Genomic DNA, 25,620 nt, shown 5'->3' on the forward strand with positions numbered 1-25,620 from the left:
CAATCGTGGTCGCGCAGCGACAAGAGGCCGATCGCAGAAAGCCCCTGCCAAGCACGGAGGCCGTCCCCGTTTCCCCCGCGAGTCCACCATCCCCGGACGAGACCTATCGCCGCCTGTAAACGGCCCGACCCTATCTTGATCCCCGGAATCGGCGAGAGCCCGACCGCATGCCCTCCGCCCCGCGGGCGACGCCACGACTATTGGAAGATAACCACCCGATCCTGCCCTCAAGACTTCTTCCCGGCGAGGATCCTGTTCGGATCCCACCACATCCGGACGAAGCACCGGCCACTCCACACCTCATACTCGAAGGTACTGGGCTGGCACCTCCACACATACTGCGTGAACTCCAGGCTCCCCGGCCCGGTCAGGTTGTGCGTCGGGAACTCGAAGAGGACCGTGTCACGATCATTCGCATAATCCGACCCATGCTCGCGAATCCACGTGTCGATCCAGGTCCATCGCTTGCCTCGCCCCGCCTCGCGGACAGCCTCGACGACCTCGTCCATCGTCACGAGGCGGCAGCCGCAAACCCTGAGCAGCATCTTCACCCTCCCGTCGTGCGTACCTCGGCACACTGGCTCTTCGGGCATATTGGCAACTTCCAGGCGAAGGGTGAATCACCCTAATCCCTATCGACGTGCATCGTCCGCCGCCGTCCCTGTCGAACACAAGCTTTCGCCCCGGTCAGGCTCGCAATGATTCAATATAAGCGAGATCAAGACATCGATACGCATAAAATCCGTCACGCCTGAACCTGGACCACCTTAAGCCAATCGAGGCCGAACCCTCCCTCCTTTGCCGACCCCGACAGGGAGGCCTCAGAGCGCATCCTTCACGGCCTTCGCGAGGATATCGGCCGTCTCCTTCTTGCAGAGGACGTAGGAGGCGGCGTCGATGTCGTGGCCGTCGGTCTCGTAGCTGCCGGCGTTGTACATCGCGGCGCTGGGGATGTAGCCGAGGGCGTCGTTGGTGTAGCCGCAGACCATGGTCTGCGCAATGCCCTTGGCCGTCGCGGCCTTGCGGATCTCCAGGCCGACCTCCGAGAAGATCTCGGCGGGGAAGGTCACGAGCCGGGCCCGATCGCCGAACGTGACGACGTTGACCTCCACCGAGTACGGCTCCGGGTTCATGATGACCGGCTCGATCGACTCCTTGATCGTCTTGAACGCGATCGGCAGCTCCGCGCGATAGCCCGCGTCGGGGATCCGCGCGATCTCGTCGACCGCGGCCGAGGCGACGGCAACCCCCGCCTCCTCCACGCGACGCCAGCCCTCGGGGGTGTCCTTCGAGAGGGCGAACCAGGGGTTCATGTCGCCGGCGCATCCCTGGAGGAACAGGCCGGCGTAGGGGGTCGCTTCCGGTTCATTGCCCCCTTCGCGGCCGAAGGTCGCCTCGAGTAGGGCCGTCGCGACGCCTGGGAAGTCGGCGGAGAGCCTCCGGTTCTCCGGGCCCATCACGACGGCGTGGCAGGCGTGGTTGATGACCGTCGCGATGTGCGGGTTCCTCGACCCCGGATCGGCACGCTTGATGTGCATGAAGACCACCTTCTCGTCGACCGGGTCCTGGGGATGGCTCCTCACCCATTCGTCGCGAGTGGTCTGCAACGTCTCTGTCGACAGCACCCCGCGGCGCCCCCAGCGCGGGTCTCCCACGGCCTTGCCTCGCTGATCGATCACGCGCGGCGTCCGGTTGTAGTTCACGCGGGCGAGGCCCTCGCCGAAGGCGATCTTGGCGGGCTCGCAATTCGCCGCGGCGAGGAGGATGGCGTCGCCGATGAGGCCGGGGACGGTGGCCTCGCCGATCTTCGGGCTCTTGAAGGCGAGCGAGCATTCATAGCTGGAATGCGTGTGCGTGGCGACGATCAATATGTTCTTGAGCGTCGGGTCGATGCTCGCCACCCGCTCGCGGACCCTGGCGACGATCTCGGGATATCCGAGGATCACATCTTGATAGATGTTGCAGAAGTCGACCGAGACCACGGCCAAACGGACCTCGCCCGAGCCGATGACGACCGCCCGGCAGTGGGGGGCGTCGTGCATGTCCTCCGGCACCTGATTGGCCCGATACCCGGCCATCCTCAGGTCGCCCCAATCGACCCGCCTCGAGCCGATCCAGAGCGAGCCGTCCCGGTTCCGATGCAGCAGCGGGACCTTTGCCGCCCCCGCACGCAGGCCCTCGGCCGGGACGAGCTGACTCAGGAACATCATGAATCCCGCGGCGATCGGCTGGATCGCGCGCCCGGCGTCGACGCCCCATCGCGCCTGCTTCTCCAGCGACTCCGCGACGAACCCGAAGACCTCGGGAGCCCTCTCGAAACCCGCCTTCGCCGCCAGCGCGGGAGCCCGATCGGGGCTGTTCAACGCGGCGACGAACGCCGCTTTCGCCTCGATCCAGGCCGCGGCCTTGAGGTCCGGCGCGATGGACGCGGCCCCTTCCGCCCGCCCGAAGACGACGCCCATCTCAAACCCGGCCTCGAGTTGCGGCGAGATCTTCCCGAGCCCACCGTCCGCGAGGGCCCCTTGCAAGCCGACGATCCCCGCTCGCAGCGTCTCCATCGCCGCCGGATGGTTCCCCCGATACCAGAGACTCACGAGCGCATCGAAGCCCGCGGCCTGCGCCTCAAGGCCCGCGATCCGCGACGCCTCGCCCCCGGCCTCCTTGATGCTGGAGAGGATGAGGCCATATTGAGACGGGCTCAGTCTCCCCGACTCCAACGCCTCCCGCGTCCCGGCCCCGGCGATTGACTCCGCCATCCCCAGCGACCTGCCCAACCGGCACGCCTGCCATAGACTTTCCCGAATCGCCATCTCGAAGGCTCCCCGCGCCGGGGCCGGATGGCCCGATCATTCCGCTCCCAAATGGGCGTCTTAAACTACCGCTCGCCTCCCCCGGCAACAAGGGAATCGGGCGTAACCCGCCTCCCGCTCCTACGCGGCTCTCGCAAGCGTGGCCGGCCGAAGAATCCGGATCGGACGAAGGTTTCCGGCCGATCTCCGGTCCTATCGCAGGGCCGGCAGAAGGGCGGGACGGGTGTCAGCCGGGGGTGGGGCGTTCGTACTTCCATCGGCGGTAGAAGGGGCGGACGGGAGGGGGCTCCTTGACGTTGGCGAACAGGCGCCTGAGGTCGGGAAATTGACGCTCGGCCTCGGGCTTGTACTGGCTGAGGACGGTTCCCACTTCGTAAGCCTCCTTGCCACGCAAGGCGGCCAGGAGGGTGGCGTTGACGCGGGCCTCGTCGTGCGTACCTCGGCTGGTGACGTAGAGGGCCCCGATGATGCTGAGATACATGTAAGGGCCGGGATTCCTGGGCATTTCGAACGCTTCCAGCAGGAACGGCACCGCGGCGGGGAAGGGGCGGCCGATGTCTTGCAGCGCACGAGAGGCCGACATGACCTGGCCGCTCCAGTACTCCCAGGGCGAGATCTGGGGGTGGTCGCTCCTGGCGGTCAGGCCCGGTCCCAACTCTCGGGTGGACTTGAGGCCACGCTTCAGGACCTCGAGGATCAAGGCCGATGCCTCGTCCGCGACGGGGCCGTCGACCGGCTTGATGCGGCCGACGAGTAACAGCGCGGAGTCCAAGACGTTGCCGTATGAGATCCCCTGGGGGATGCGAGGGGCGTCCATCTCCTTGCGGATCAGGGCGAGCAGGGCGGGGACGGCCGGGGCGGCGTCGTGTCCGATGTGCGCGATCGATATGGCACACATCCAGCTCAGGCGGGGGTCGTCGCCGGAGAGGCCCTCGATCAGGATGGGGAGGGTCGAGGGCAGGAGCCGGATACGCTCGATGGCCGCGGCGCTCGCCTCGCGGACGGCCTTGGGCTCGTCCTTGAAGCGGCTCAACACGACGGGAAGCAGGATCTCGGGGCCCCGGCCGAACTCGACGAGGGCGTCGGCGGCCGCGATGCGTACCGCGTCGTCGGGGTCGTCCCGGTAGTGCTCGAGAACGCCTTGGGGCGGGGCGTCGAGGCGGGCGGCGGCGGCGAGTTGCCCCAGGGATTTCAGGGCGGCGGCGCGGATCTTCGGCGAGGGATCATCGAGGAGCGGGACGAGGGCCTGCTCCACCGCGGGACTCAAGGAGACGACCAGGGCTGGAGGCTCGTGCGTGACCGAGCACTCGAGGCTCCGGATGTCGACGAGGCTCCCGAGGGAGACGGCCGCGGCGACCTGAACATCCTCGGTGTCGTCGTCCTGCAGGACGCTAATCAAGGCCTGCACGACCTGGGGAAACTCGAGGGCCGTGTGCATGCGAAGGGCGAGCCCTTGCATGGCCCCGCGCTTCTGCGTGGCGTCGCCGATCGCCAGCTTGCGGAGCAGGCCGCCGAGGGGGACCTCGACGGTCTGGGGCTCGCGTTTGAGGGATTCGTTGCGGAAGACGAGCGCCGCGAACCCGGCGAGGGCGAGCAGGGCCAGCACGGGTATGGCCTTACTCAGCGCGGTGCTTCGGAGTGTGGCGGCCGACTTCATGGTTAAGGTCCTATCCTGCCGCGAAACGGGGGGTCGAGATGAAACCGGAGGGCCTCAGGTCGCGGGGGGTCGATCATACTTCCACCGGCGATGGACGGTCGGGATGGTCGGATTGTACGGCTCGAAGGGGTCCCAATCCATGATCTCCGGGATGAGCCGCTCGGCCTCGGGGCCGAGGCGCCTGAGCTCATTGGCAAGCTTATGCTTAGCCTCATTGGTATTTCGCCAGGCTTTGACGAGGCTCTCGTCGGCCCGGCCTTGATGGGGAGTGCCCCGGCTGATGACGAAGAGGGACGCGGCCAAGTCCGTGCGGAGTAGCTCGGCCTCGGCCACGCGAACGTCGAATATCTCCAGGAGGGTCGGGACGGCGGCCGGAGAGGGCCGCCGAAGTTCTTTCAACGTTTGCAAAGCCACCGATGCCTGAAGCGGCCAGAACCATTTCGAGGCAAGGTGAAAATCCGACTCCACGGGGCTCCATCCCGGATAGTTCAAAGAGGATAAGCCGTAGGAATCTCGGTCGTCCTCGATCGCGGTTTTGAGGATATTGCAGACCAATAAGAGGGCCTCATCGCCGAGCGGGCCGCCGTCCGGCTTGATCTTGGCGACCGCCGACATGGCCACGCTCAGGATCTGCCTACGTATCAAATTCTCATCGACACGAGGCGCGATCATCTCCTTGCGGATCAGGGCCAGGAGCGACGTCAGGGCGGATTCGGCGGCGGGGCCGATGTGTTCGAGCGAGCTGGCGCACATGAGGCACAGGCGAGCGTCGTCGCCGGCCAGGCCCCTGGTGAGCTGGGGCACGGTGGAGGGGAGGAGCCGGACGCGCTCGATGGCGGCCGCGGCGGCCTCGACGACCTCGGGATCCTCGTCGGTGCGGATCAGGACGACGGGGAGGAGCAACTCGGGTCCCCGGCCGAACTCGACGAAGGCGTTGGCGGCGGCGATGCGGGTCGCTGTGTCATCGTCGCTCAGATAGCGATCGAGGAGGCCCGGCGGCGGGGCGTCGAGGCGGGCGGCCACGGCGAGTTGCTCGAGGGACTTCGCGGCGGCGGCGCGGAACTTCGGCGATGGGGCGTCGAGGAGCGGGACGAGGGCCTCCTCGACCTCGGGGCTGAGGGAGACGACCAGGGCCGGTGGCTCGTGCGTGGCGGACGCCTCGAGGCTGCGGATGTCGACGAGGGCGCCCAGGGAGGAGGTCGCATCGGCGCGAACATCCTCCGAGTCGTCCTTCAAGGCCCGGATCAGGGCCCGCACGGCCTCGGGGAACTCGACGGTCGAGTGAGAGCGGAGCTGGAGCCCTCGCATGGCCGCTCGCTTCTGCTTGACGTCGCCGCGTTCGAGATCGTCGAGGAGTTGCGTCAGGGGGACCTCGATGGACTCCGCCGCAGGCTCGGGGGACTGGTGGAGGACGACGAAGGATCCGAACGCGGAGACGGCGACGATCGTCAGGATGGAAATCACCTTGTTCAGCGACTCGGGTCGGACGCGATCGGCAAGGTGCATGATCAGGACCTCATGAGCCTCGGATTATCGGGACGTGACGTGATCTTCCGCGAGTTATGATGAGGCGATACGGTCGTATCGCCAGCGACGGGAGACGGGGGGAGGGGGTTGCGGCTCGGGCGAGGGGAGGGGGATCCGCTTCAGGTCCGGGATGAGCCGCTCGGCCTCGGGGCCGAGGCGTTTCAGGGCCGGCGCCAGGTCGCGTCGGATGGATGGCTCGTCGCGCCAGGCCCGCCGGATGCTGGCGTCGGCGCGGGCCTGCACGGGGGTCCCGCGGCTCACGGTGAAGAGGCAGGCCGCGAGCCTCGGGTAGAAGAATTCGTCGGGCCGCCTGGGCGTGTCGAATGGCTCCAGGAGGATCGGCGCGGCGGCCGGCGAGGGATGGCCCAGGGCCCTCAATGCGGCCAGGGAGATGAGGATCTGTTCGCGCCAGAACCACTTGAGGGTGAAGTAAGGCCGGTCGACGGCGGGGGTCACTCCGTCGTCCGGGTCGCGGATCCCCTCGACGGCCCGCTCGAGGGCCTTGCCGTAGAGCGGGAGGGCCTCGTCCGCGAGCGGGCCGTCGGGGGGGCAGATGCGGGCGAAGGCCTTCATCGCCGCCCCGAGCACGGTGCCCGATGACCGTCGATTGACGGCGCGGGGCCACCTCGCATCAACCTCCTTGCGGATCAGGGCGAGGAGCGCCGGCAGGGCTCCGGCGGCCTCGCGGCCGATGTTCTCCAGCGAGTTCGAGCACATGACGCAGAGGACCTCGTCCTCGAGCGCGAGCCCCTCGATGAGCATGGGCACCGCGGCGGGGAGCAGCCGCACGCGTTCGATGGCGTGGGCGCTCGCCTCCCTGAGGGCGGGGTGATGGTCGCCGGGGCGCTTCAGGATGATGGGAAGAAGGAGCTCGGGGCCGTCGGCGTATTCGACGATGGCGGATGCCGCGGCGATGCGGACGTGAAGATCGGTGTCGCGCTCGAGGGCGTTGATCAGGCCTTGCGGTGGCGTCCGGAGCCTGGCGTCGGCGGCGAGTTCCTCGAGCGCCTTGACGGCGGAGATCCGCAGCCCCTGCGAGGGGTCGGCCAGGAGGGAGACGAGCGCCCCCTCGAGGGCGGGGGCCGCCGAGACGATCATCGGCGGGGGCTCGTGGGTCTTCAGGGCGACGATGGCGTTGATGCGGAGCAGGTACGCGAGCGATGACGTCGCGCGTTCCCGGATCGTCGCCGACCTCTCCCCCAGGGCCCCGACCCAGGCCTCGACCGTGCGGGCGAATTCGGCGGGCGTGTGCCTCCGCAACTGGAGGCCGGCCATCGCGGTCAGCTTCTGCGACTCGTCGCCGCGGGCGAGCCGGTCGATGAAGCCGTCGAGCGGCGGCTCGACCGCCGCGATCGATGGCTCCGGCAGGCGCTCGGGGGATTCCCTGTAGAGGACCAGTCCTCCGAACGCGGCCACCGCGAGGATGGTCAGCGCCGGGACGAGCTTCGTCATCAGGTCGCCTCTGGGAGAATCAGCCGGCGTCATCGTTCGTGCCCATTCGGATGTTGGGATGGATCGAAGCGGGACATTCGCATCGGTAGCCATCCGGATTATTGCGATCACCCTTCCAGCGATGATAGAGGCGCCGGGGGGGCGTCGGCCTGAGATAGGCGGCGGCGAACCGCCTGAGATCCGGCGGAGTCGGCTCGGCCTTGTCGCCGGATTTCGCGGGGCCGCGCATGACGAGGGGGGACGCGGTCCGGTATTCCTGCCAGGCCCGCCTGAGACTGGCGTCGGCTCGGTCTTGTTCCGCAGTTCCTCGGCTGACGAAGTAGAGGAGGCCGGCGAGGTCCGCGAAGAGACGCTCGTCGGCATGCCTCGGGGAGTCGAGAGCCTCGACGAGTATCGGCACGGCGGCCGGCAGCGGGCGGGCGAGTGTTTTCAGGGCGTCCAGGCCGATCTGGATCTGTTCATCCCAGAACGCCTTGAGGGGGAGCGACGGCCTGGCCGTCGCGGGGGGCCTGTCGTCGGCCGGATCCGGGATCCCCCCGGCCCCATGCCGGATGGCCTCGCAGGCGACGAGGATCGCGTCGTCCCTGGGCGGGCCGTCGGCCGGGCTGATGCGAGCGAGGGCCTTGATGGCGGCTCCGAGGGGCTGCCCCGACGCGGGTCGCCCGTCGGTTCGGGGCCTCGGCCGCTTCAACTCCTCGCGGATCAGGTCGAGCAGCGCGGGCAGGGCCGGGGAGGCCTTGCGGCCCATGTGCTCGAGCGAGTTCGCGCACATGACGCAGAGGACCGCGTCCTCGTTCGAAAGCCCCTCGATCAGCGTGGGCAGGGCGGAGGGGAGGAGGTGGACCTGCTCGACCGCCTGGGCCGAGGCCGCGACGACGGAGGGATCCTGGTCCCTCGCGCCCTTCAGGACGAGTTCGAGCAGGATCTCGGGCCCCCTGGAATATTCGAGGATGGCGGCGGCCGCGTTGATGCGAACGATGAGGATCTCGTCGTCCTCGAGGCAGGCGGTGAGCGCCGAGGGGGGCGTCTCGAGCCTGACGGCGACGGCGAGTTTTGCGAGCGACCTCGCGGCGAGGTCCCGGACCTGATACGACGGATTCTCGAGCAGCCCGACGAATGCCGCCTCCGTCTCCTTCGTCCCAGGGCCGGGGACGCGGTTCCGATGATCGAATCCGAAGTCGTTCATGTTATTATCGGCCAGCCAGACGAGGTCCGCCAGCGCCCGCAGGCGGACGGCCTCGGAGTTCTCGCCGAGGGCCCGGATCGTGGCGAGGAGCTTCTCGACGAACTGGGCGGGCGTCACACTCTGGATGCCCACATGAGCACCCATGACGAGGAACGGCCTTTGCTCGGTCCTCTCGCGCGAGACCGGATCGATGGGGCCGATGACCGGCATCTCGCCCGGCATCTGGACCTGCGCGGGCCGGGGCGGGGGATCGTCAGGCTCGTTCAGGTGGACGAGCACGGCGACGGCGGCGAAGGCCAACAGGCCCAGCGCCGCCGCGAAACGCATCGAGGCTTTGCCGATGGGGGGATCAACCGGCGTCATCGGGGGAGCCCTCCTTGAGTTCAAGGCGGATCGCTTCAAGATAAGTATATCGTCCCGGCTTCAGGTCGAGGCGGTCTTCCCGCCAGTGGTGGTGGGCGGCTCGACGGGGCGACGGCTCCGGGTGCCAGGCGGGGAGCTGCTTCAGCTCCGGGATGACCCGCTCGGCCTCGGCGCCGAACTGCCGGAGGATGCGTGCGACGTGCGGGGACACGGCCCGGTCGTGCTGCCAGACCGCCCGGAGGCAGGCGTCGGCCCTCGGCTGGTCGGGCGTTCCCCGGCTCATGGCGAAGAGGATCCCGGCGAGTTCCGGGTAGAAGTCCTCGCCGGGCCGCCTGGGCGAGTCGAACAGGTCCACGAGGGTCGGCGCCGCGGACGGGAGCGGGCGGCCGAGCTCCTTCAGGGTATCAATACAAATCTGAATGTGTGCATTATATAGGGGTTTGAGCGTGAAGGGGCGGTTGGCGACGGGCGTCACCCCGTCGTCGGGGTCGCGGATCCCCTCGATGGCACGCCCCAGGGCCCGGCACGTCAGGAGGAGGGCCTCGTCCACCAGCGGGCCGTCGGGGGGGCTGATGCGAGCGAAGGCCTTCAACGCCGCGCCGAGCGGACCCCCGGGCCGCCAGGCCCCTGGTCTCGGGGCCACTTCCGGTCCAGCTCCTCGCGGATGAGGGCGACGAGCCTCGGGAGGGCCGGGGCGGCCTTGCGGCCCATCTGCTGGAGGGAGACCAGGCAGAAGCCGCAGAGGGCCCCGTCCTCGCTCGAGAGCCCCTCGATGAGCCTGGGCATCGTGGAGGGTAAGAGCTGGATCGCCCCCAGCGCGACCGCGGCCATCGATAACGCCGGGCTGAATTTCGGATGTCGATCCATGAACAGGCGAAAGATTAACTCGGGACCGCGGGCGTACTCGAGGAGGCTGCAGGCGACGAAGGTGTAGACCCCGACCTCCTCGCGGACCTTGTCGTCCCCGAAACCCTCCGGCGTCGTCGCCTCGAGATGACGCACGAGGCCGTCGATCAGCTTCCGCGGCGGGGCTTCGAGCCTGGCGGCGTAGGCGACCGGACCGAGGGCCATCGCGGCGTATTCCCGGGTCCTGGGCGCGGGGTCGCCGAGCACGAGGTCGACGAGGACCCCCTCGGCTTCGAGGGCGAGCGAGGCGAAGGCCTCCGCCCCGTCGGGGTCGCTCACCAGGGCGTCGCCATCGGTGCGGAAGAGCCTGCCCAGGCTGTCGACCATGCCCGTGCGCTCCTCGTCATCCGTCGCGTCGATCTCCTCGATCGTGCCCCGGACGAGCCCGGCGAACTCGGCCGGCCTGAGGGGCTCCCTCCCCGGGTACGAGCCGATGACGAGCGCCGGCCTCGCCGAGAGGACTCCATCGGGGATCGGCATCAAGACGTGAGGGGATGGCGCCGCGATCGGCGTGGGTCGAGACTCGGGCGCGTCTTCTTTGAATTCGTTTTGGTAGACGAGCCCGGCAAAGGCGACGATCGCAACGAGGGCCAGCAGCGGCACGGCCTTGTTCAACGGCCCGCGACGAGGGGGATCGGCCTGCATCATCGTGGGAGTCCTCACCGAACACCGGGGATGGATCCGTGGGAGGCATGAGCCCTGGGGTTGGGCCGCAGCATCGGGCGATCAGAAATCCGGCGCTTCGGGACATATCGGGTCGTCGTGGAGGAACTTGAGCTCACGGCGGAACGCGGCGCACCGGCGTCGCGTTGTTGAGCACGAGCCCGGCGAACCCGGCCGCGATGAGCAATACCAGCGCCACCTATCCCGCGCTCAGCCACGTCCCGCTTCATCATGGATCCCCCCTCCCTGTGGATTGGATGCATCAGATCCTCGATTCATGCAATCTAGTCGAACCTCCATGAAAAGCATAGGCAAATATGTCTCGAAAATCCCCGGCGAGTGCGCGAGGGCGCAGCCCTTTCGGTGGGAAGGATTTCCGTCGTTGATGTCTTTTTGTTTGAGACGTGTTGAAGGGACGTGCGTGGCTCAGAAGTGGGTGTATTCTCGGCGAGAGCGGGCGAAGCGGTGGCGGCGGAAGGGGGGGAGGGAGACGCCGTTGGATTGGTGCTTGAGGTCGGGGACGAGGCGGTCGGCGTCGGGGTCGAGGCGTCGGAGGGCGCGGGCGAGGGGGGCTCGGTCGTGGGGGGAGGCCGTGGACCAGCTCCCGACGAGGCGCCCGAGGACGCGGGACCGGTCGGGCGTGGTGCGGGCGATCTCGGCGAGGGCCTCGGCGAGGAGGCCGCGGGGCTCGGCCACCCCGGCGGGAGGGGGCTCGTACAGGGCGAGGAGCCTCGGCAGGGCCTTCGACGCGCCCGGGCCCATCATGCCGAGCGACCAGATGGACCCTTGGATTCGGCGGTCGAGCCGGGTCTTCGCGGCGAGGGCGTCGAGGCTCGCGCCTTCGATCGACTTCGGGCCGGCCCGGTGGGCGTCGGCGTCGAGGCTCGCGACGGCCTGCTCGAGGATCCGGACGAGAAGGTCGACGGCCTCGGCGGGGGCGTCCCCCTCGGGCCGGATCTGGCCGATGGCGTCGGCGGCCGTGCCGAGGATGTCCGTGGTGTCGTCGCGCCGGGCGGGGCGAGGGCGCTCGAGCTCGCGGCGGATCAGGGCGAGCATGGCCGAGAGCGCGGGGGCGGCGTCGGGGCCCATGCGGTCGATCGCCGCCGCGCAGTTCAGGCAGATCTCCGGGTCTTCCTGCGATAATCCGTCGAGCAGCCGCGGCAGGGTCGAGGGCGCGAGCCGGGAGTTGCGGAAGACCTCGCCGAAGGCCTTGCGGACGGCCGGGCCCTCGGCCGCGAATCGCCGGAGGGCGACGGGGACGATCCGCTCGGGGCCGTGGATGTAGTCGATCAGGGTCGTCGCCGCGGCGATCCTCACGTCGGCCTCCTCGTCGTCGAGGCAGGCGACGAGCCGGGCCGGCGGCTCCTCGAGGTCGCCGCGGAGCCGCCACGTTCGCCAGCGACCGCGCCGAGGCCTCGCGGACCCGGGGCGAGGGGTCGTCGAGGAGCGGCTCGAGCGCCTCCTCGGCGTCGGAGCAGAGGTCCGAGCCCGAGGCCTCCTCCGCCGCCGCGAGCAGGCCCGTCCACCCCCAGCGCGCGATCAGCTCGCCGACGATCGCGGCCGCCGCGAACCGGACCGGCTCGGCGTCGTCCCCCATGACGTCGAGCACCCTGGGGAAGGCCCGGACGATCTTCCTCGAATCCCAGGTGCCCGAGAGCAGGTTGTGCGTGGCCTTCGCGAGGGTGTCGGAGTCCCCCCCGCGATGGTCGAGCGCCGCGAGGAAGTCGTCGACGGGGGAGGTGAGGGGCAGGGACGGGGCCGCCTTGCTCGACTCGACGTGGTACACCCGCGCCCCGAACCCCGCGATCGCGAGCAGGCCCGCGGCCATCCAGAGCCTGCCCGTCCGCTTGCCGACTTCAGGGGCGTCCGACATCGTGCGACCTCCGTCCCCTTCCTTCGCCGGGCCCTCATCGCCTCCGGCCGACGGCTCGCCTGCCCCGCCGGACGCGGCCGCGCGGCCCGGCGAAGCGACCCACCTCGCAGGCCCGTCGCAGGATCGACTCTACACCATCCCGAAGCGCATCAACACCCCCGATAAAGGCAAACCAATGGCGGCCGCCGATGCATCCCTGAAGGGCGTAACTCGCCTCCCGCCGCGCCGCGGCACTCCGATAGGGCTGGCCTCCCTCCTCGGGTGGCCGCAATTGGGTAATCGGGCACGCGCAGCGACGCGAGGCCAACCGCAATAGGCCCCGGCCGAGGCGAGGCGCCGACCGCCCTTATCACGTGGCCTCTTGATATTTAAGGGTGGCCCAGGTTGGCACAACCTGGGTCGCGCAGCGACGCGAGGCCAACTGGAATTTCCACGGCCGAATGGCGAGGGGCCGACCACGGGTGGCCCAGGTTGGCACAACCTGGGTCGCGCAGCGACAAGAGGTCCTTCGCGATGTCCCCGGCCGAATGGAGAGGCCGTTCACCGTTTTCCGCCGATCCGCAGGCTCGGGAATCGCCGAGGAAACGCCCGAAAACCTCGGCCGATTTACCATATTTCGGGTGGCCCAGGTTGGCACAACCTGGGTCGCGCAGCGACAAGAGGTCCTTCGCGATGTCCCCGGCCCTCACCAGAGGCCGATCGCGGCTTTTCGGCCGAGTCGAGAGGCTATCCTGAATCTGCCAGGGTCGAATCGTTACCCTCGAAAACGACGCGTGATCGCCCCACTTTTTCATCCCTCGTTCCTCTCACAGGGGCCGCGATTGGGGCAATAGGGGCCACCCGAAAACGAAGAATCGGACTGGGTTCGCGACCGGCAACTCGTCATTTCAAGGCGCCGCGATGTGACCGAGAAGGACGCAAATGGCCTCCGGTCTCGGCCGAGGTCTATTGCGGTTGGCCTCTCGTCGCTGCACGACCCAGCTTGTACCAACCTGGGCGACCCGGAATTTGTTAAATCGGCCGAGGTTTTCGGGCGTTTCCCGAGCCTGCGGATCGGCGGAAAACGGTGAACGGCCTCTCCATTCGGCCGAGGTCTACTGCGGTTGACCTCTCGTCGCTGCGCGACCCAGGTTGTGCCAACCTGGGCCACCCTTAAATATCAAGAGGCCGCGTGATAAGAGCGGTCGGCGCCTCGCCTCGGCCGGAGTCTATTGCGGTTGGCCTCGCGTCGCTGCGCGACCCAGGTTGTGCCAACCTGGGCCACCCTTAAATATCAAGAGGCCGCGTGATAAGAGCGGTCGGCGCCTCGCCTCGGCCGGGGCCTATTGCGGTTGGCCTCGCGTCGCTGCGCGACCCAGGTTGTGCCAACCTGGGCCACCCTTGAATATGAAGATACCACGTGATAAGAGCGGTCGGAGCCTCGCCTCGCCTCGCCTCGGCCGGGGCCTATTGCGGTTGACCTCTCGTCGCTGCGCGACCCAGGTTGTACCAACCTGGGCCACCCTTAGATATCAAGAGGCCACGTGATAAGGGCGGTCGGAGCCTTGGCCGGGGAAACTCCGGTTTGCCTCTCGTCGCTGCGTGTCTACGATTGCCCAATCGCGGCCTCCCGGAATCCCCATCCAAGTGCCGTGGCGCGGGGGAGGCGAGTTACACCCATCCGAAAATCAAAGGCGGGATCCGTCCTCGGGGATCGCTCGCCGGGGATGCTCGGCAAGCGACGGATTCAGGCCGAATCTCGGCGGGACGCGAATCGATGACCCAAAATCGCCCCGATGAGCCCGCACGCGAACGCGACGAACGCGTGGCCGGCCCTCTCGAATTCGTACCAGGTGTAGCGGACCAGGGCGGGATTCGGCGGCACGAAATATCGCCGCCCGTCGGTATCGAAGATAGCGCCGGGGGGAGGTGTGCCCCCCATGATCCCATGCAAATCTTTCAACAGATGCGAGGTGAAGAGATGCGGCCGGATCTCCGTCGCGAACCAGGGGCCGAAGCTCAGCGTCAGGTAGCAGAATCCGAAGAAGGCGAACCCCGCCCAACTCGCCCGCGTGCCTCCCGTGCTATACACCGCCTTCAGCGCGGCGATCGCGAGCAGGGCCAGCACGATCGTCAGCATGAGGTCGGCGAGCACCGGGCTCCCCGTGCGTAGCGCCGCCAGCGCCAGCGCGAGGAACGCGATGACGCCCATCTGCTTCGCGATCGAGACCCTTGGCATGACCCGAGCCCTCCGATTTCCGCGGATTTACAAGCACAAGGGGGGATCGACCGAAACATCGTACCCGATCGCGAGGCGGCCCGGCGCCTCCCGATCTCCCCGGCTCGCGATCAGGCCTGGGGACGCTGGGAGGCCTGCTCGCGGAGGGATTCGTAGAGCCGCGCGGGGCCGAGGAGGACGTCCTTGATACCCCGGCGCACGGACTCGGAGCCCAGGGCCTGGGTGCTCATCGCGGTGTGGGCGTCCAGGGCGCTCATGATCGCGTTGAGGAGCTCATTCTTCAGGTCGGGCGAGTTGGCGAACTGCTCCTTGGTGTTGTTCGTCGCCTGCTGCTGGAGCGTCTCGGATTCGAGGAGCTTGCCCATGATCACGTTATTCACATACACGAGCTTGTCCTGGTCGGTGAGCTCCCCCTCGAAGAGGTCGTTGACCCGCTTGATGATCTCGTTGAAGAGGGCCTTCTGTTTCTCCTGGACGCTGCCGCTCCCTGCCTCGGTGATCGGGTCGAGCGGCCGGGTCTCGCCGGCCGCCAGCGACATCGCCCGCTTGCCCTGGCTCCTCAGGTTGTGGTGGGTCAGGACCACACGAGAGAGGTCGATCCCCTCGCGCTCGCGGCCGAACTCCAGGAGCCGCAGCACCTGCTTGTAGAAGATCGAGCGCTTCTCGATGGCGGTGTTGCCGTAATCGAAGATCTGCGACAGGAACGTGTAGATGCGCTGGAAGGTCCCCATGTCGGCCTGGAATTGGAGCAGGGCATCCATCTCCTCCTTGGCGGCCTTGGCCTCCCCCTCGTCCTGCCGCTCCTCGGCGAGCTTCCTGGCCTCCCGCGCGGCCTTGTAGCGCCTCGTGAGCCGGTCGACCACCGGCTCGACCGCGGCGGCCAGCTCCCCTTGCCGGGCGTTCGGCTTCATCTCGATGGCGACGACGCGCTCCACCTCGAAGTCGTCATAGTGCCCGGCGGCGTCGAGCTTGGCCCGGAGGTTGTAGACGAGGTTCGGGTCGCTGACGTCCGCCAGCTCGGCCGTGGTGTAGTAGGTCTTGAAGGCGGCCAGAACCTCCTCGGGCTCGTTGGCGAAGTCCAGGACGTACGTCGTGTCCTTGCCGGGATGGGCGCGGTTGAGCCGGGAGAGGGTCTGCACGGCCTGGATGCCCGCGAGCCGCTTGTCCACGTACATGCCGCAGAGCAAAGGCTGGTCGAAGCCGGTCTGGAACTTGTTGGCGACGAGGAGGATCTGGAACTCGTCGGTGTTGAAGGCCTCGCGGATGTCGCGCCCGCGCAGGTTGGGGTTCAGGGCCTGGCTCGTCTCGGCGACCGGGTCGGGCCCGGCCTCGTCGTCCTTGACCTCGCCGGAGAAGGCCACGAGCGCGCCGAGCTTGTAGCCCCGATCCTTGATGTACCTGTCGATGGCGAGCTTCCAGCGCACCGCCTCCTGGCGGCTGCCGACCACCACCATCGCCTTGGCCTTGCCGGAGAGCAGCGGGGCGACGTACTCGCGATAGTGCTCGACGATGATCTGGACCTTCTGCGCGATGTTGTAGGGGTGGAGCTTCACCCACCCCATGATCCCGCGCATCGCGGCGCTCTTCTCCACCTCGCGCTCGTCGACCTCCTTGCCCTGGTGGGCGAGCCGGAAGGCGAGCTTGTAGGTGGTGTAATTGCGGAGCACGTCCAGGATGAACTTCTCCTCGATGGCCTGACGCATCGAGTAGACGTGGAACGGGGCGGGGAGGTTGGTCGCCGAGGCCGGGCGGGTCGGGTCGGGACGCCTGCCGAACAACTCCATCGTCTTGGCCTTGGGCGTGGCCGTGAACGCAACGTAGGTGAGCTCCGAACTGGCCCGCGCCGCGGTCTCGGCGGCGAGGATGTCCTCAATGCTGACCTCGCCGCCGTCTTTCAGAGCCTCCATCTCCTCGACGGAGAGCACGGCCTTGAGCTTCTTGGCGGCGTCGCCGGTCTGCGAGCTGTGCGCCTCGTCAGCGATCACGGCGAACCGCTTCCCCTGCGTCGCCGCGAGCTGGCGGACCCTCTCCAGGGCGAACGGGAACGTCTGGATCGTGCAGACCACGATCTTCTTGTCTCCCGAGAGCGCGTCCTTGAGCTCCTCGCTCTTGCTCGAGCCCTCCCCCTTGATGCTGGCGACCACCCCGGTGGTCCGCTCGAAGTCGAAGATGGCCTCCTGCAACTGCGTGTCGATCACGTTGCGGTCGGAGACGACGAGGACCGAGTCGAACAGCTTCCTGTGGTTGGCGTCGTGGAGGTCGGAGAGGAAGTGGGCCGCCCAGGCGATGGAGTTCGTCTTGCCCGAGCCGGCCGAGTGCTGGATCAGGTACTTGCCGCCGGGCCCTTCCTCCAGGGCCGCCGCCTGGAGCTTGCGCGTGACGTCGAGCTGGTGATAGCGCGGGAAGATCAGGCGGTCGATCTGCCGCTTCTTGTTCTTGCGGGCGACGAGGTATCGCCCCAGGATCTCGAGCCAGCCGTGACGCTCCCAGACCTCCTCCCAGAGATAGGCGGTGCGGTGCCCCCCCCTGGGGTTCACGGGGTTCCCCGCGCCGCCGTTGTCCCCCTTGTTGAACGGGAGGAAGACGGAGCTGGAGCCGTCGAGCCGGGTCGTCATGTAGACTTCGCGGTTGCTGACGGCGAAGTGGACCAGGGCCCCGCCGGGGAACGAGAGCAGGGGTTCGGCGGCCTGGCCCTTCGACCTCGGGAGGCGGTCGAGCCGATACTGGTCGATCGCGTCGCCGACGGACTGCGTGAAGTCGGTCTTGAGCTCGGCGGTGGCCACCGGCAGGCCGTTGAGGAAGAGGACGAGGTCGATGCAATTCTCGCCGTGGAGCGAGTACCGCACCTGCCTCACGACCCGGAGCCGGTTGGCCTCATACCGCGCCATGATCTCGGGGTTGAGGGCCAGCGCCGGCTTGAACTGAGCCAGCGTCAGCTTGTCGCGGAGCCCGAGCATCTCGATCCCGTGCCGCAGCACGTCGAGCGTGCCGCGCTGGTCGATCTGGTCGCGGAGCCGGTTCAGCAGGGTGTCTTCGGCCTGCGTCCCGTGGTTCTTCTCGATCGCCTCCCAGGCCTTCGGCTGCGTGGCCTTCACCCAGGCGAGCACGTCTCCGGGGAACAGCGCCCTGGCCCGGTCGTACTTCGCCGCATCCCCCTCGGCGTAGAGCCACCCGCTGGCGGCGAGCCGCTCGCAGATCTCGACCTCGAAGTTGATCTCCGTGTGCAGGCTCATGCCGCCTCCTCCTCGTCATTCACGAGGCCCCGCACGTCGATCTTGCCTGTGACGGCTGCGGAAATCAACGCCGTGCGGCGTTCCTGGAGGAGGTCGATGGCGCGTTGGGCTTCGGCGGTGAGGGTGTCAATCTTTGTGGTTTCGTTATTGATGTGAACTATGATTTGTTTCTGCTCAGAAATAGGCGGCCTGCATATGAGGAATTCGCGAATCGTTTCCTGGCCAATCTTCTTCATCGACGCACTTGTGCCCGTCGCGTCCCGTTCGATTTGATACCGCAGATACGCGGAGCGTAATGAGTGAACAAGAAATTCTGGAATGACGAATTCTGGTCTCGCGTGGAATCTGTAAAGCAGGTCACACAAGAGAAGTTTCGGCCGCACTTGCTTGACCAGGGTGGCCATACCGACCAGATCGCGAGTATTACCCCTGCTCATGAGGATATCACCAGGGCGGATCTCATATTCGACGAGCGGTGACACCTCTATTGGTAGTGCTTTTTGTTCATTCGGGTCGAATTCATTGCGATTGCCACAGCCGACTTTCAGAACTCCCCATTCGCCTTCCAAAGCAGGTTCATTATCGCATTGCGGTGACCACCCCTGTTCAATCCGTGTTATGCAATGCTTCAATTGCTCGACTTTCCAATCCTCGGGTAGATCTCCAAGCCATTCGATGCCGGAAGGTTTCATCGGGGCATCGGGATTCAGTCCCTTGGTGACGGCGTGGGAGATGACGGCCTGACGCTTTTCCTTCAGCAACTCAATCAATCGCCGCTGCTCTGCCACCAACGCATCGATCTTAGCCGTCTCTCGACCTAGAAAGATGGAGATTGCAAATTGCTCTCTGACTGCTGGGCATGCGAAAGATACGGCTTTTAACGATTCTCGATTAATCTTTGGCATGGCGACGCGCTCGGATTCGAGCACAGCAAATGCTGAGAATTCCTCAGTTAACATCAGCCAATAAAGAAAAGAATTGGTCAAACCTGAATGTGATCGCAGGGGATACATGTCTGCGCTGCAAAGGCAATCTTGAGGTGCAATGCAGACTTTGCGAAGTGATGGGCGAATCTTGCTGTAGACCACATCGCCGGCCCTACATAAATATTTGCCGCTTTCCGCGCTCTGATCGGAGGCAGTTTCGAGGTATAGCAGCCTTCCTGTGTTTGATTCTATGTGGTTTGGAGTAATGAGAAGCATGTTAGAATATTCGTTGTCCTCGGGATCTACTTGCCCTTCTGCTATGCTGACGCACCTTTGAAATCGCAGTATTGTCCAATGTGAGGGAATCGAATCTAACCATTCTACGCCACTGGCTTTGGACTTCGCGTATTTCGGAAAGCTCATTTCGTCAGCCCTCCAATCATCTTCAAGATCCGATCCGTAACACCCTTCAACTCGGCGTCGATCTCCGCGAGCGGGCGGGGGGGCTTGAAGACGTAGAAATGCCGGTTGAAGGGGATCTCATAGCCGACCTTCGTCTTCTCGTGGTCGATCCAGGCGTCGGGGGCGTGCGGCTTGACCTCGCGTTCGAAGTAGGCCTCGACGTCCTCATCGAGCGGGACGTTCTCGGTGTCGCGGAGGCTGGAATCGGGCTGGAGCTTGCCCTTCTGCTTGCCCTTGGTGCCGACGACGGCCTTGCCGGCCTCGTCGCGGAGCGGGCGTTCGACGGTGATCGTCCGGTAGCCGAAGTCGGTGTTCTTGAAGATCCGGCTGATCGGCACGCCGTCGCGGGTGACCTCCCGGCATTCGCCGAACAGGCGGGTGATGTCGTCGATGTGCTCGGGGCTCAGCTCCTTGCGCTTGCTCCCCAGGCTCTTGCGCATCTTCTGCCAGAAGGAGCTTGCGTCGATCAGTTGCAGCTTGCCCTTGCGAGGCTCGGGCTTGCGGTTGCTGACGATCCAGACATAGGTGCTGATGCCCGTGTTATAGAACATATCCGTGGGCAGGCCGATGATGGCCTCGACGAGGTCGTTCTCGAGCAGGTAGCGGCGGATCTCGCTCTCGCCCGAGCCGGCCCCGCCGGTGAAGAGGGGGGAGCCGTTCAGGACGATGCCGAACCGGCTCCCCCCTGGGCGGCCGGCTGCATCTTGGAGAGCAGGTGGAGCAGGAAGAGGAGCGAGCCGTCGCTGATGCGCGGCAGGCCGGGGCCGAATCGGCCGTTGTAGCCCTGCTGCTCGTGCTCCTTGCGGATCTCCTTCTCGATCTTCTTCCACTCGACCCCGAACGGGGGGTTGGAGAGCATGTAGTCGAACCGCTTGCCGGGCAGGCCGTCGTTCGAGAGGGTGTTCCCGAAGATGATGTTGGCGATGTCCTGCCCCTTGATGAGCATGTCGGCCTTGCAGATGGCGTAAGACTCGGGGTTCAGCTCCTGCCCGTACATGACGAGCCGGGCCCCCGCGTTCATGCTGGCCAGGTGCTCGCCCCCCTCGGAGAGCATGCCGCCGGTGCCGGCCGTGGGGTCGTAGAGCGAGCGCACCACCCCCGGCTTGGTCAGCGCGGCGTCGTCCTCGATGAAGATCAGGTTGACCATGAGCCTGATGACTTCGCGGGGCGTGAAGTGCTCCCCGGCCGTCTCGTTGGAGAGCTCGGCGAACTTGCGGATCAGCTCCTCGAAGACCGCCCCCATCTGGGCGTTGCTGACGACCTCGGGATGCAGGTCGATGTTCGCGAACTTCTCGGCCACGAGGTAGAGCAGCCCCGCCCGCGAGAGCCGGTCGATCTGCGTGTGGAAGTCGAAGGATTCGAAGATGTTCCGCACCGAGGGGGAGAACGCCTGGATGTAGGCGAAGAGGTTCTCCTTGATGTGGTCGGCGTCCCCCATCAGCCGCTTCATGTCGAGCGGCGAGGCGTTGTAGAAGAGCTGCCCCGACTTCCGCAGCAGGAATTGCTCGGGATCCAGCCCCGCCTTCTCCCTGAGCGCCAGCTCGGCGAGGACGGCGGCCTTGGTCGTCTCGAGCACGCAGTCGAGCCGCCGGAGCACGGTGAAGGGGAGGATCACCTTGCCGTATTCCGACTGCTTGTAGTCGCCCCGGAGCAGGTCGGCGACGGACCAGATGAACGACGAAAGATTGGTTTCGGCCATGAATCGATCGGGGGTCACCGTGAACTCAGGGTGCCATTGCTTGACGCTTGTTGGATCAATGGCGGGGGTAACGCGGCTGGGGCGGGCCTCGTCGAAGCCCGCATGATAGCAACCCGATGGGATGGCGATAAGGGGCAAGGCCGACGGGCGGGGGGGATTCGGGGGCGTCGCGGAGTCCGCCGGAGCCCGGCCGAACTCGCCACGAGATCAGGACTTATGGCTTCGGGGCGGGGGACAGCCTCGCCTGGTCGCGGGCCGAGTTTCGGGCCTTGCCGGGGTCCTCGCGTCGTGCCTCGGGGATCGGGGCGACTCGCCCGGGGCACGCCCGGTTCCCCGGACGGTTGGCGGCGGCCCTGGCGCCGGGGCGCGAAGGGATCGCCGGGAGGGACTTGCAAACACATGCACCCATTGTCGATGCTGTAGAATAGGAGATGGCTGATGGATCGGCGGCCCGACTCGCCGCCCCGGCTTCCCAAGGAGACTCCACCATGTATCGGCCCGCACTCTTGAGCCTGGCCCTGGTATTCGGCCTCGGCTCGAACGGCTATTCCCAGGCCCACGGCCATGGTTCCGGCCATGCCCAGGGGCACAATGCTCATCATAATGGGGGCTTCGGCCTCGGCGCCGTTAGCGGGAGCATCATCGGCGGCAGCGGCTACGGATCCTACGGGGTTGGCGTCTCGCCTTACGGCGGGATCGGCACGGGCGGCTTCGGCTACTCGGGCTTAGGTTACGGCGGCGGCTATGGTTATGGTTATGGAGCCGGCTACGGATCGGGCAATGGTTATGGCTACGGCGGCTCCTACGGCGCGGGCTATGGCGGCTACTCGGGCTACGGCGGCTACTCGGGCTACGGCGGCTACGGGCAGACGTACGGTGGCGTGGGTCCGCTCATGAATTCGATCATGGGCTCCACCGGCGGTTGGTGAGACGCCCGGGGATGGCCGCTCGGACTTCGGCTTGCGCCGGCGCCTCGTTGACCGCGATCATCCGGTCTGCGAGGCTCGTCATCGTCCTTGCGTCAGCGTGAGAGAATCATGTGGAGATGACGAGATCGAGAACATCGCCATGTCGAGGCCTCCCGAGGTTCTGATCGCGGCCATCCGGGACTTCGAACCGGACGACGGCAACTGGCTTGCTCTGAACGGTCTCCTGGACGAGTTGACCCGATCCGAGGCCGGCGGTCGGGGGATCGAGGCCATGCTCTCGCTCCTCGAGAAGTATCCCGCGGACGACGGGACGGGCGTCTTCTGGTCCATCGTCCATGGGGTCGAGTCGCTCGCGGGATACGAGCCCGCCCTGGTCGAATCCGTGCGGCGGACCCCGGCCGAGTTCTCGGTCTTGATGGTCGGGCGGATGCTCAACGCCGGGGAAGTCGAGGTCGGCGGCGTCCGGCTCCTGCCGCTCATCCGAGGGGTGGCGGAGATGCCGGAGATCGCCCCGACCATTCGGCGCATGGCCCGGAGGTTCACCGACGCGCATGCGAGTTCCGATTCGTCCGGCGCCGGCTGACGGGGCGGGCGCCCGCGGGCCCTCCGGCTCCGGTTCATCGGCGACGGATAGGAAGACTCTGCCCCGTCCGGCGCCCGGGCCGAAGTCGTCCTCCCCGCAGGATCAGCGGAAGCCGCCGCCCATTCCTCCCATGCCGACTCCCGTGCTCTGCAACGATCCGACTTCCTCCTGATTGACCTTGAGGCGCTTGCCGAGGTCGATGAACCGCGACTTGATCTTGTCCAGCTTTTTGCGGGCCTCCTCGGCTTGAGGGCGCTTGGCCTCGTCGTCGGCCGCGGCCTGCTCGGCGGCGGCCACCGCGTTGATGCTGTCGTTCAGCGGGTCCTGCAGGAGCCCGATCTGGGCCTGGAGGAGTTGGACCTCCACCTGGGCCTTCTCCAACTTCTCGATCTGCTCCTCGCGGTCGACCTTCGGGGCCGAGGCCGCCGCCTGGGCCCTGTTGACGCCCGCCTTGAGGGCCTCGGCGCGGATCTTCTTCAGCTCGGCGTCGCGTTCGGTGATCGTCTTCTTCAGCTCGGCGATGTAGGCCGCGAGTTCCTTCTTCTCATTCTCCTCCCGCCTCGGCGACCGGCCGCCCCCCAGGAACTGATGCATGGCGTCCTTGCGCTGCATCGTCAACGCCTCCTTCAGGGAGGCCTTGTCGACCTCCTGCTCGATCTCTAGCAACTCCTGATCGATGGGCTTGTTCTGCATGCCGCCCATGCCTCCTCCCATGCCGCCCATGCCTCCTCCCATGCCCCCCATGCCTCCTCCCATGCCCCCCATCTGGGCCGAGGCCGGGCCGCAGGCGAAGAGGACCAACGCGAACGTGGCCAGGTACTTGAGCATCTCGCAACTCCCTCGGGGATGTGTGGAAGTCCCAATCTTATCAGGGCCGTTCGTCGGACGTCAGCGACCGCCTGCCCGAAAATTCCCGTGAGATCGACACGATCGGACGTGTTGAGCACTTGTTGATCAAACGAACCGCACTTCCCGCCCCCGGCCGATCCCTGTATCCTCCGAAGGCACTCGGAGCCTCGTCCTTAACCAACATATGACGGTTTGGGGCCGACGTTGTGACTGGGGAGGATCTCGACATGCTCTCGACTCTCGTCGCGCTGACGCTCGCCATACCGTCCTTCGCGGACGACGCGAGGCCGAGCAAGGCCGTCCCCGTCGGCCTGACCGCCTTCATCCCCAGGCCCCACACCAAGGCCGTCCCACGCGCGGGGGACCTCAAGGCATCGCCTTTCCCCGGCTTCCAGCGCCTCCTGGACCGCCCCGACGCGCCGGTCCACACCCGGATCGTCGCGGCGAAGTCGCTCGCCCAGCTCGGCGATCCGCGAGGCCTCCGCATCCTCTTCGAGCACGCCACGTCGAACGTCGCCTCCGACCGCCTCCTGGCGAACGCCGGCCTGAAGGCCGCCACCGGCAAGGACCTCGCCGACTTCGGCGGCCACGACTTCGGCGAGCGGTACTATAGGCTCGGCGTCGGAGCCCACACGTTCCGGTTCACCGAAGAGCCCGTCGTCCTCGCCGAGAACCGGGTCAAGCGCCACGCCTCCGCCGCCGCCTTCGCCCGCTGGCTCAAGTCCGACCGCCCCGCACTCTACCAGGTCCTCGCAAATGACGATTGATGATACCAGCAATCGATGACGTGTCGAGGGGGTCGCGGAGCCGAGGCCTCGGTCGGACGAGGGCCATCGGACCGAATTCGAAATCATGAGGGAATCCATGTCCGATCAGGCGAACCCGTCCTTGAGGCCGAAGGTCACGATCCAGCAGTGGATGACCATCCTGGCGGTGATCGCCGTGGCCAACTACCTGGCGAGTCAGCTCGTGAAGCTGATCCTGGCGAACCAACTGGCGGCGGACGAGGTCCGCTCGCATACGGCCTCCGCCCTCCTTGTTATCAACGGATTCGTGGTCGTCTACGGGGTCGGCTATCTGACGCTGGACTGGTGGTCGAAGGTTTACCACCACGAGCGGGGTTTGCCCGATCGCCCGCGTCGTTTCATCGTCTGGGAAGGGGAGAGGGGCCTGGTCCTCGGGCTCTTCCTCATCATCCTCCACATCGGCCTCGAGTGCGCCCAGGTCGGGGGGCCACCTCGCCCGAACCCCTTCCTGTCCGCCTCATGGTGGCTGATGTTTGGCGCCAGCGGGGGCCTGTCCGCATGGATCATGTCGAAGCGAGCCCGAGAGGCCGCGGAGCCGACCCGGGCCGTTACCGAGCCCCCGGAAGGCGAGTCATCCCACCCGAATATCGTGACGCGTTCGACTTGAGAGATTTTGGTTCTCGGCAAAGATCCGGGTCTAGAGAGAGGGAAATGAAGCCACTCGGCCTCCACCGGGCCTCGTCGAGGACTCGGAGATCGCCGCGAATCATCGCCTGTATGTTGAATGCATCAGGTCGCGGGAAGTCCAGTCCGGTGACGACCGGCCCCTTTGGCGCGTTGACGGAATCTCAGAGGTGCCCCCGATGACAGTCGGCGCTGACGGCTCGAACGGCTACGAAGAGCGGGCTGAGGAGTTCATCGCCGGGCGGTCCCGGTCGCTCGTCGGGGTCCCGTACGTCCGGGACTGGGCCCGACTGCTCCCGCCGGGTGCCGCCATCCTCGACCTCGGCTGCGGGTCCGGCATCCCCATCTCCCGGGCCCTCATCGCCGACGGCTACTCGGTATCCGGCGTCGATGCGTCCGCCTCCATGACGGCCGCCTTCCGGGACCACTTCCCGCACGCCCCGGTCGCCTGCGAGCCGGTCGAGCGGTCCCGGTTCTTCGACCGCACGTTCGACGGCGTGGTGTCGTGGGACCTGATGTTCCTGCTCTCGGCCGAGACCCAACCGGCGGTCATCCGCCGCGTGGGGGCGGTATTGAAGCCGGGCGGCCGATTCCTGTTCACGTCGCCGGAGCAAGTGTGCACATGGACCGACATTCTCACCGGCCGACGGTCGATGTCGCTCGGGTCCGCGGCCTACGAGGCGGCCCTGCAAGAGGCGGGCCTGACATTGATCGACACGCACCGGGACGTCGATGAGAATTTCTATTACAGCGCCATCAAAGCAGACAGAGGAGAGCGGTCCAACCGGACCGGGCGCTGAAACGGCCCCGTCCGGCCTGGAGGAAGCCAACGCGATGAAAGGCCGCCTCGTGGA

The 25,620-nt window shown here is 66.8% G+C and carries 19 protein-coding genes and 2 pseudogenes; 6 read left to right on the top strand and 15 right to left on the bottom strand.

Annotated elements, in window-relative coordinates:
* Positions 1 to 227: 227 nt before the first annotated feature.
* From ACOYYX_RS06595 to ACOYYX_RS06640, 10 genes and pseudogenes are all read right to left on the bottom strand, one after another.
* Entirely contained in the window at positions 228 to 545 is a 318-nt protein-coding gene (locus ACOYYX_RS06595; protein WP_422929136.1) for a hypothetical protein, read from the bottom strand.
* Positions 546 to 821: 276 nt separating this feature from the next.
* Entirely contained in the window at positions 822 to 2,756 is a 1,935-nt protein-coding gene (locus tag ACOYYX_RS06600; protein ID WP_422929137.1) for a hypothetical protein, read from the bottom strand.
* A 280-nt stretch (positions 2,757 to 3,036) separates the two neighbouring features.
* Entirely contained in the window at positions 3,037 to 4,467 is a 1,431-nt protein-coding gene (locus ACOYYX_RS06605; protein WP_422929138.1) for a HEAT repeat domain-containing protein, read from the bottom strand.
* Positions 4,468 to 4,521: 54 nt separating this feature from the next.
* Positions 4,522 to 5,973, bottom strand: a complete 1,452-nt coding sequence (locus ACOYYX_RS06610) for a HEAT repeat domain-containing protein (RefSeq protein ID WP_422929139.1) — start codon at positions 5,971 to 5,973, stop codon at positions 4,522 to 4,524.
* Positions 5,974 to 6,027: 54 nt separating this feature from the next.
* Positions 6,028 to 7,446, bottom strand: a complete 1,419-nt coding sequence (locus ACOYYX_RS06615; protein WP_422929140.1) for a HEAT repeat domain-containing protein — start codon at positions 7,444 to 7,446, stop codon at positions 6,028 to 6,030.
* Between the two features lie 19 nt (positions 7,447 to 7,465).
* Positions 7,466 to 8,995 (bottom strand): HEAT repeat domain-containing protein, encoded by a 1,530-nt coding sequence (locus ACOYYX_RS06620; RefSeq protein WP_422929141.1) that lies wholly within the window; start codon positions 8,993 to 8,995, stop codon positions 7,466 to 7,468.
* Positions 8,982 to 9,638, bottom strand: a complete 657-nt coding sequence (locus ACOYYX_RS06625; RefSeq protein WP_422929142.1) for a hypothetical protein — start codon at positions 9,636 to 9,638, stop codon at positions 8,982 to 8,984. The genes ACOYYX_RS06620 and ACOYYX_RS06625 overlap by 14 nt, the downstream gene beginning before the upstream one ends.
* Complete coding sequence (locus ACOYYX_RS06630) at positions 9,584 to 10,549, bottom strand: hypothetical protein (RefSeq protein WP_422929143.1); 966 nt, start codon at positions 10,547 to 10,549, stop codon at positions 9,584 to 9,586. Before ACOYYX_RS06630 ends, ACOYYX_RS06625 begins: the two co-directional genes overlap by 55 nt.
* A gap of 441 nt (positions 10,550 to 10,990) precedes the next feature.
* Positions 10,991 to 11,881, bottom strand: a complete 891-nt coding sequence (locus ACOYYX_RS06635; protein ID WP_422929144.1) for a hypothetical protein — start codon at positions 11,879 to 11,881, stop codon at positions 10,991 to 10,993.
* Between the two features lie 100 nt (positions 11,882 to 11,981).
* Positions 11,982 to 12,161 (bottom strand): annotated as a pseudogene (locus tag ACOYYX_RS06640) (hypothetical protein); the annotation flags it as partial.
* Between ACOYYX_RS06640 and ACOYYX_RS06645 the strand changes: the two are divergent.
* Complete coding sequence (locus ACOYYX_RS06645) at positions 12,160 to 12,753, top strand: hypothetical protein (protein WP_422929145.1); 594 nt, start codon at positions 12,160 to 12,162, stop codon at positions 12,751 to 12,753. The pseudogene ACOYYX_RS06640 and the gene ACOYYX_RS06645 sit on opposite strands and share 2 nt — an antisense overlap.
* 1,410 nt (positions 12,754 to 14,163) lie before the next feature.
* Here ACOYYX_RS06645 and ACOYYX_RS06650 read toward each other — a convergent pair.
* The 4 genes and pseudogenes from ACOYYX_RS06650 to ACOYYX_RS06665 form a co-directional block, all read right to left on the bottom strand.
* Positions 14,164 to 14,655 (bottom strand): hypothetical protein, encoded by a 492-nt coding sequence (locus ACOYYX_RS06650; protein WP_422929146.1) that lies wholly within the window; start codon positions 14,653 to 14,655, stop codon positions 14,164 to 14,166.
* A gap of 110 nt (positions 14,656 to 14,765) precedes the next feature.
* Positions 14,766 to 17,888: a type I restriction endonuclease subunit R gene (locus ACOYYX_RS06655; protein ID WP_422929147.1), complete on the bottom strand. Its 3,123-nt coding sequence runs from the start codon at positions 17,886 to 17,888 to the stop codon at positions 14,766 to 14,768.
* Positions 17,885 to 19,090, bottom strand: coding sequence for a restriction endonuclease subunit S (locus ACOYYX_RS06660; protein WP_422929148.1), 1,206 nt, complete (start codon positions 19,088 to 19,090; stop codon positions 17,885 to 17,887). Before ACOYYX_RS06660 ends, ACOYYX_RS06655 begins: the two co-directional genes overlap by 4 nt.
* 143 nt (positions 19,091 to 19,233) lie before the next feature.
* Positions 19,234 to 20,975, bottom strand: a pseudogene (locus tag ACOYYX_RS06665) (type I restriction-modification system subunit M).
* Positions 20,976 to 21,463: 488 nt separating this feature from the next.
* Here ACOYYX_RS06665 and ACOYYX_RS06670 point away from each other — a divergent pair.
* Both ACOYYX_RS06670 and ACOYYX_RS06675 read left to right on the top strand, forming a co-directional pair.
* Positions 21,464 to 21,904 (top strand): hypothetical protein, encoded by a 441-nt coding sequence (locus ACOYYX_RS06670; protein WP_422929149.1) that lies wholly within the window; start codon positions 21,464 to 21,466, stop codon positions 21,902 to 21,904.
* A 139-nt stretch (positions 21,905 to 22,043) separates the two neighbouring features.
* The gene (locus ACOYYX_RS06675; protein WP_422929150.1) at positions 22,044 to 22,487 is read left to right on the top strand and encodes a hypothetical protein; all 444 of its coding nucleotides are present in this window, start codon (positions 22,044 to 22,046) and stop codon (positions 22,485 to 22,487) included.
* 102 nt (positions 22,488 to 22,589) lie between these two features.
* Here ACOYYX_RS06675 and ACOYYX_RS06680 read toward each other — a convergent pair whose 3' ends face one another.
* Positions 22,590 to 23,315, bottom strand: coding sequence for a hypothetical protein (locus ACOYYX_RS06680; RefSeq protein ID WP_422929151.1), 726 nt, complete (start codon positions 23,313 to 23,315; stop codon positions 22,590 to 22,592).
* Positions 23,316 to 23,563: 248 nt separating this feature from the next.
* Between ACOYYX_RS06680 and ACOYYX_RS06685 the strand changes: the two genes are divergently transcribed.
* The 3 genes from ACOYYX_RS06685 (at position 23,564) to ACOYYX_RS06695 (ending at position 25,566) form a co-directional block, all read left to right on the top strand.
* Positions 23,564 to 24,103 (top strand): hypothetical protein, encoded by a 540-nt coding sequence (locus tag ACOYYX_RS06685; RefSeq protein WP_422929152.1) that lies wholly within the window; start codon positions 23,564 to 23,566, stop codon positions 24,101 to 24,103.
* Positions 24,104 to 24,200: 97 nt separating this feature from the next.
* Positions 24,201 to 24,749, top strand: coding sequence for a hypothetical protein (locus tag ACOYYX_RS06690; RefSeq protein WP_422929153.1), 549 nt, complete (start codon positions 24,201 to 24,203; stop codon positions 24,747 to 24,749).
* A 196-nt stretch (positions 24,750 to 24,945) separates the two neighbouring features.
* Positions 24,946 to 25,566, top strand: a complete 621-nt coding sequence (locus ACOYYX_RS06695) for a class I SAM-dependent methyltransferase (RefSeq protein WP_422929154.1) — start codon at positions 24,946 to 24,948, stop codon at positions 25,564 to 25,566.
* Positions 25,567 to 25,620 lie beyond the last annotated feature (54 nt).

Source organism: Singulisphaera chitinilytica, assembly GCF_049331405.1.
Taxonomy (GTDB): Bacteria; Planctomycetota; Planctomycetia; order Isosphaerales; family Isosphaeraceae; genus PoT.

Bases quoted from the DNA above. Each gene is read 5' to 3' on its own strand.
- ACOYYX_RS06595 (WP_422929136.1), bottom strand. From the start codon at position 545: ATGCTGCTCAGGGTTTGCGGCTGCCGCCTCGTGACGATGGACGAGGTC.
- ACOYYX_RS06600 (WP_422929137.1), bottom strand. From the start codon at position 2,756: ATGGCGGAGTCAATCGCCGGGGCCGGGACGCGGGAGGCGTTGGAGTCG.
- ACOYYX_RS06605 (WP_422929138.1), bottom strand. From the start codon at position 4,467: ATGAAGTCGGCCGCCACACTCCGAAGCACCGCGCTGAGTAAGGCCATA.
- ACOYYX_RS06610 (WP_422929139.1), bottom strand. From the start codon at position 5,973: ATGCACCTTGCCGATCGCGTCCGACCCGAGTCGCTGAACAAGGTGATT.
- ACOYYX_RS06615 (WP_422929140.1), bottom strand. From the start codon at position 7,446: ATGACGAAGCTCGTCCCGGCGCTGACCATCCTCGCGGTGGCCGCGTTC.
- ACOYYX_RS06620 (WP_422929141.1), bottom strand. From the start codon at position 8,995: ATGACGCCGGTTGATCCCCCCATCGGCAAAGCCTCGATGCGTTTCGCG.
- ACOYYX_RS06630 (WP_422929143.1), bottom strand. From the start codon at position 10,549: ATGATGCAGGCCGATCCCCCTCGTCGCGGGCCGTTGAACAAGGCCGTG.
- ACOYYX_RS06645 (WP_422929145.1), top strand. From the start codon at position 12,160: ATGACGTCGAGCACCCTGGGGAAGGCCCGGACGATCTTCCTCGAATCC.
- ACOYYX_RS06650 (WP_422929146.1), bottom strand. From the start codon at position 14,655: ATGCCAAGGGTCTCGATCGCGAAGCAGATGGGCGTCATCGCGTTCCTC.
- ACOYYX_RS06655 (WP_422929147.1), bottom strand. From the start codon at position 17,888: ATGAGCCTGCACACGGAGATCAACTTCGAGGTCGAGATCTGCGAGCGG.
- ACOYYX_RS06660 (WP_422929148.1), bottom strand. From the start codon at position 19,090: ATGCTTCTCATTACTCCAAACCACATAGAATCAAACACAGGAAGGCTG.
- ACOYYX_RS06670 (WP_422929149.1), top strand. From the start codon at position 21,464: ATGTATCGGCCCGCACTCTTGAGCCTGGCCCTGGTATTCGGCCTCGGC.
- ACOYYX_RS06675 (WP_422929150.1), top strand. From the start codon at position 22,044: ATGTCGAGGCCTCCCGAGGTTCTGATCGCGGCCATCCGGGACTTCGAA.
- ACOYYX_RS06680 (WP_422929151.1), bottom strand. From the start codon at position 23,315: ATGCTCAAGTACCTGGCCACGTTCGCGTTGGTCCTCTTCGCCTGCGGC.
- ACOYYX_RS06685 (WP_422929152.1), top strand. From the start codon at position 23,564: ATGCTCTCGACTCTCGTCGCGCTGACGCTCGCCATACCGTCCTTCGCG.
- ACOYYX_RS06690 (WP_422929153.1), top strand. From the start codon at position 24,201: ATGTCCGATCAGGCGAACCCGTCCTTGAGGCCGAAGGTCACGATCCAG.
- ACOYYX_RS06695 (WP_422929154.1), top strand. From the start codon at position 24,946: ATGACAGTCGGCGCTGACGGCTCGAACGGCTACGAAGAGCGGGCTGAG.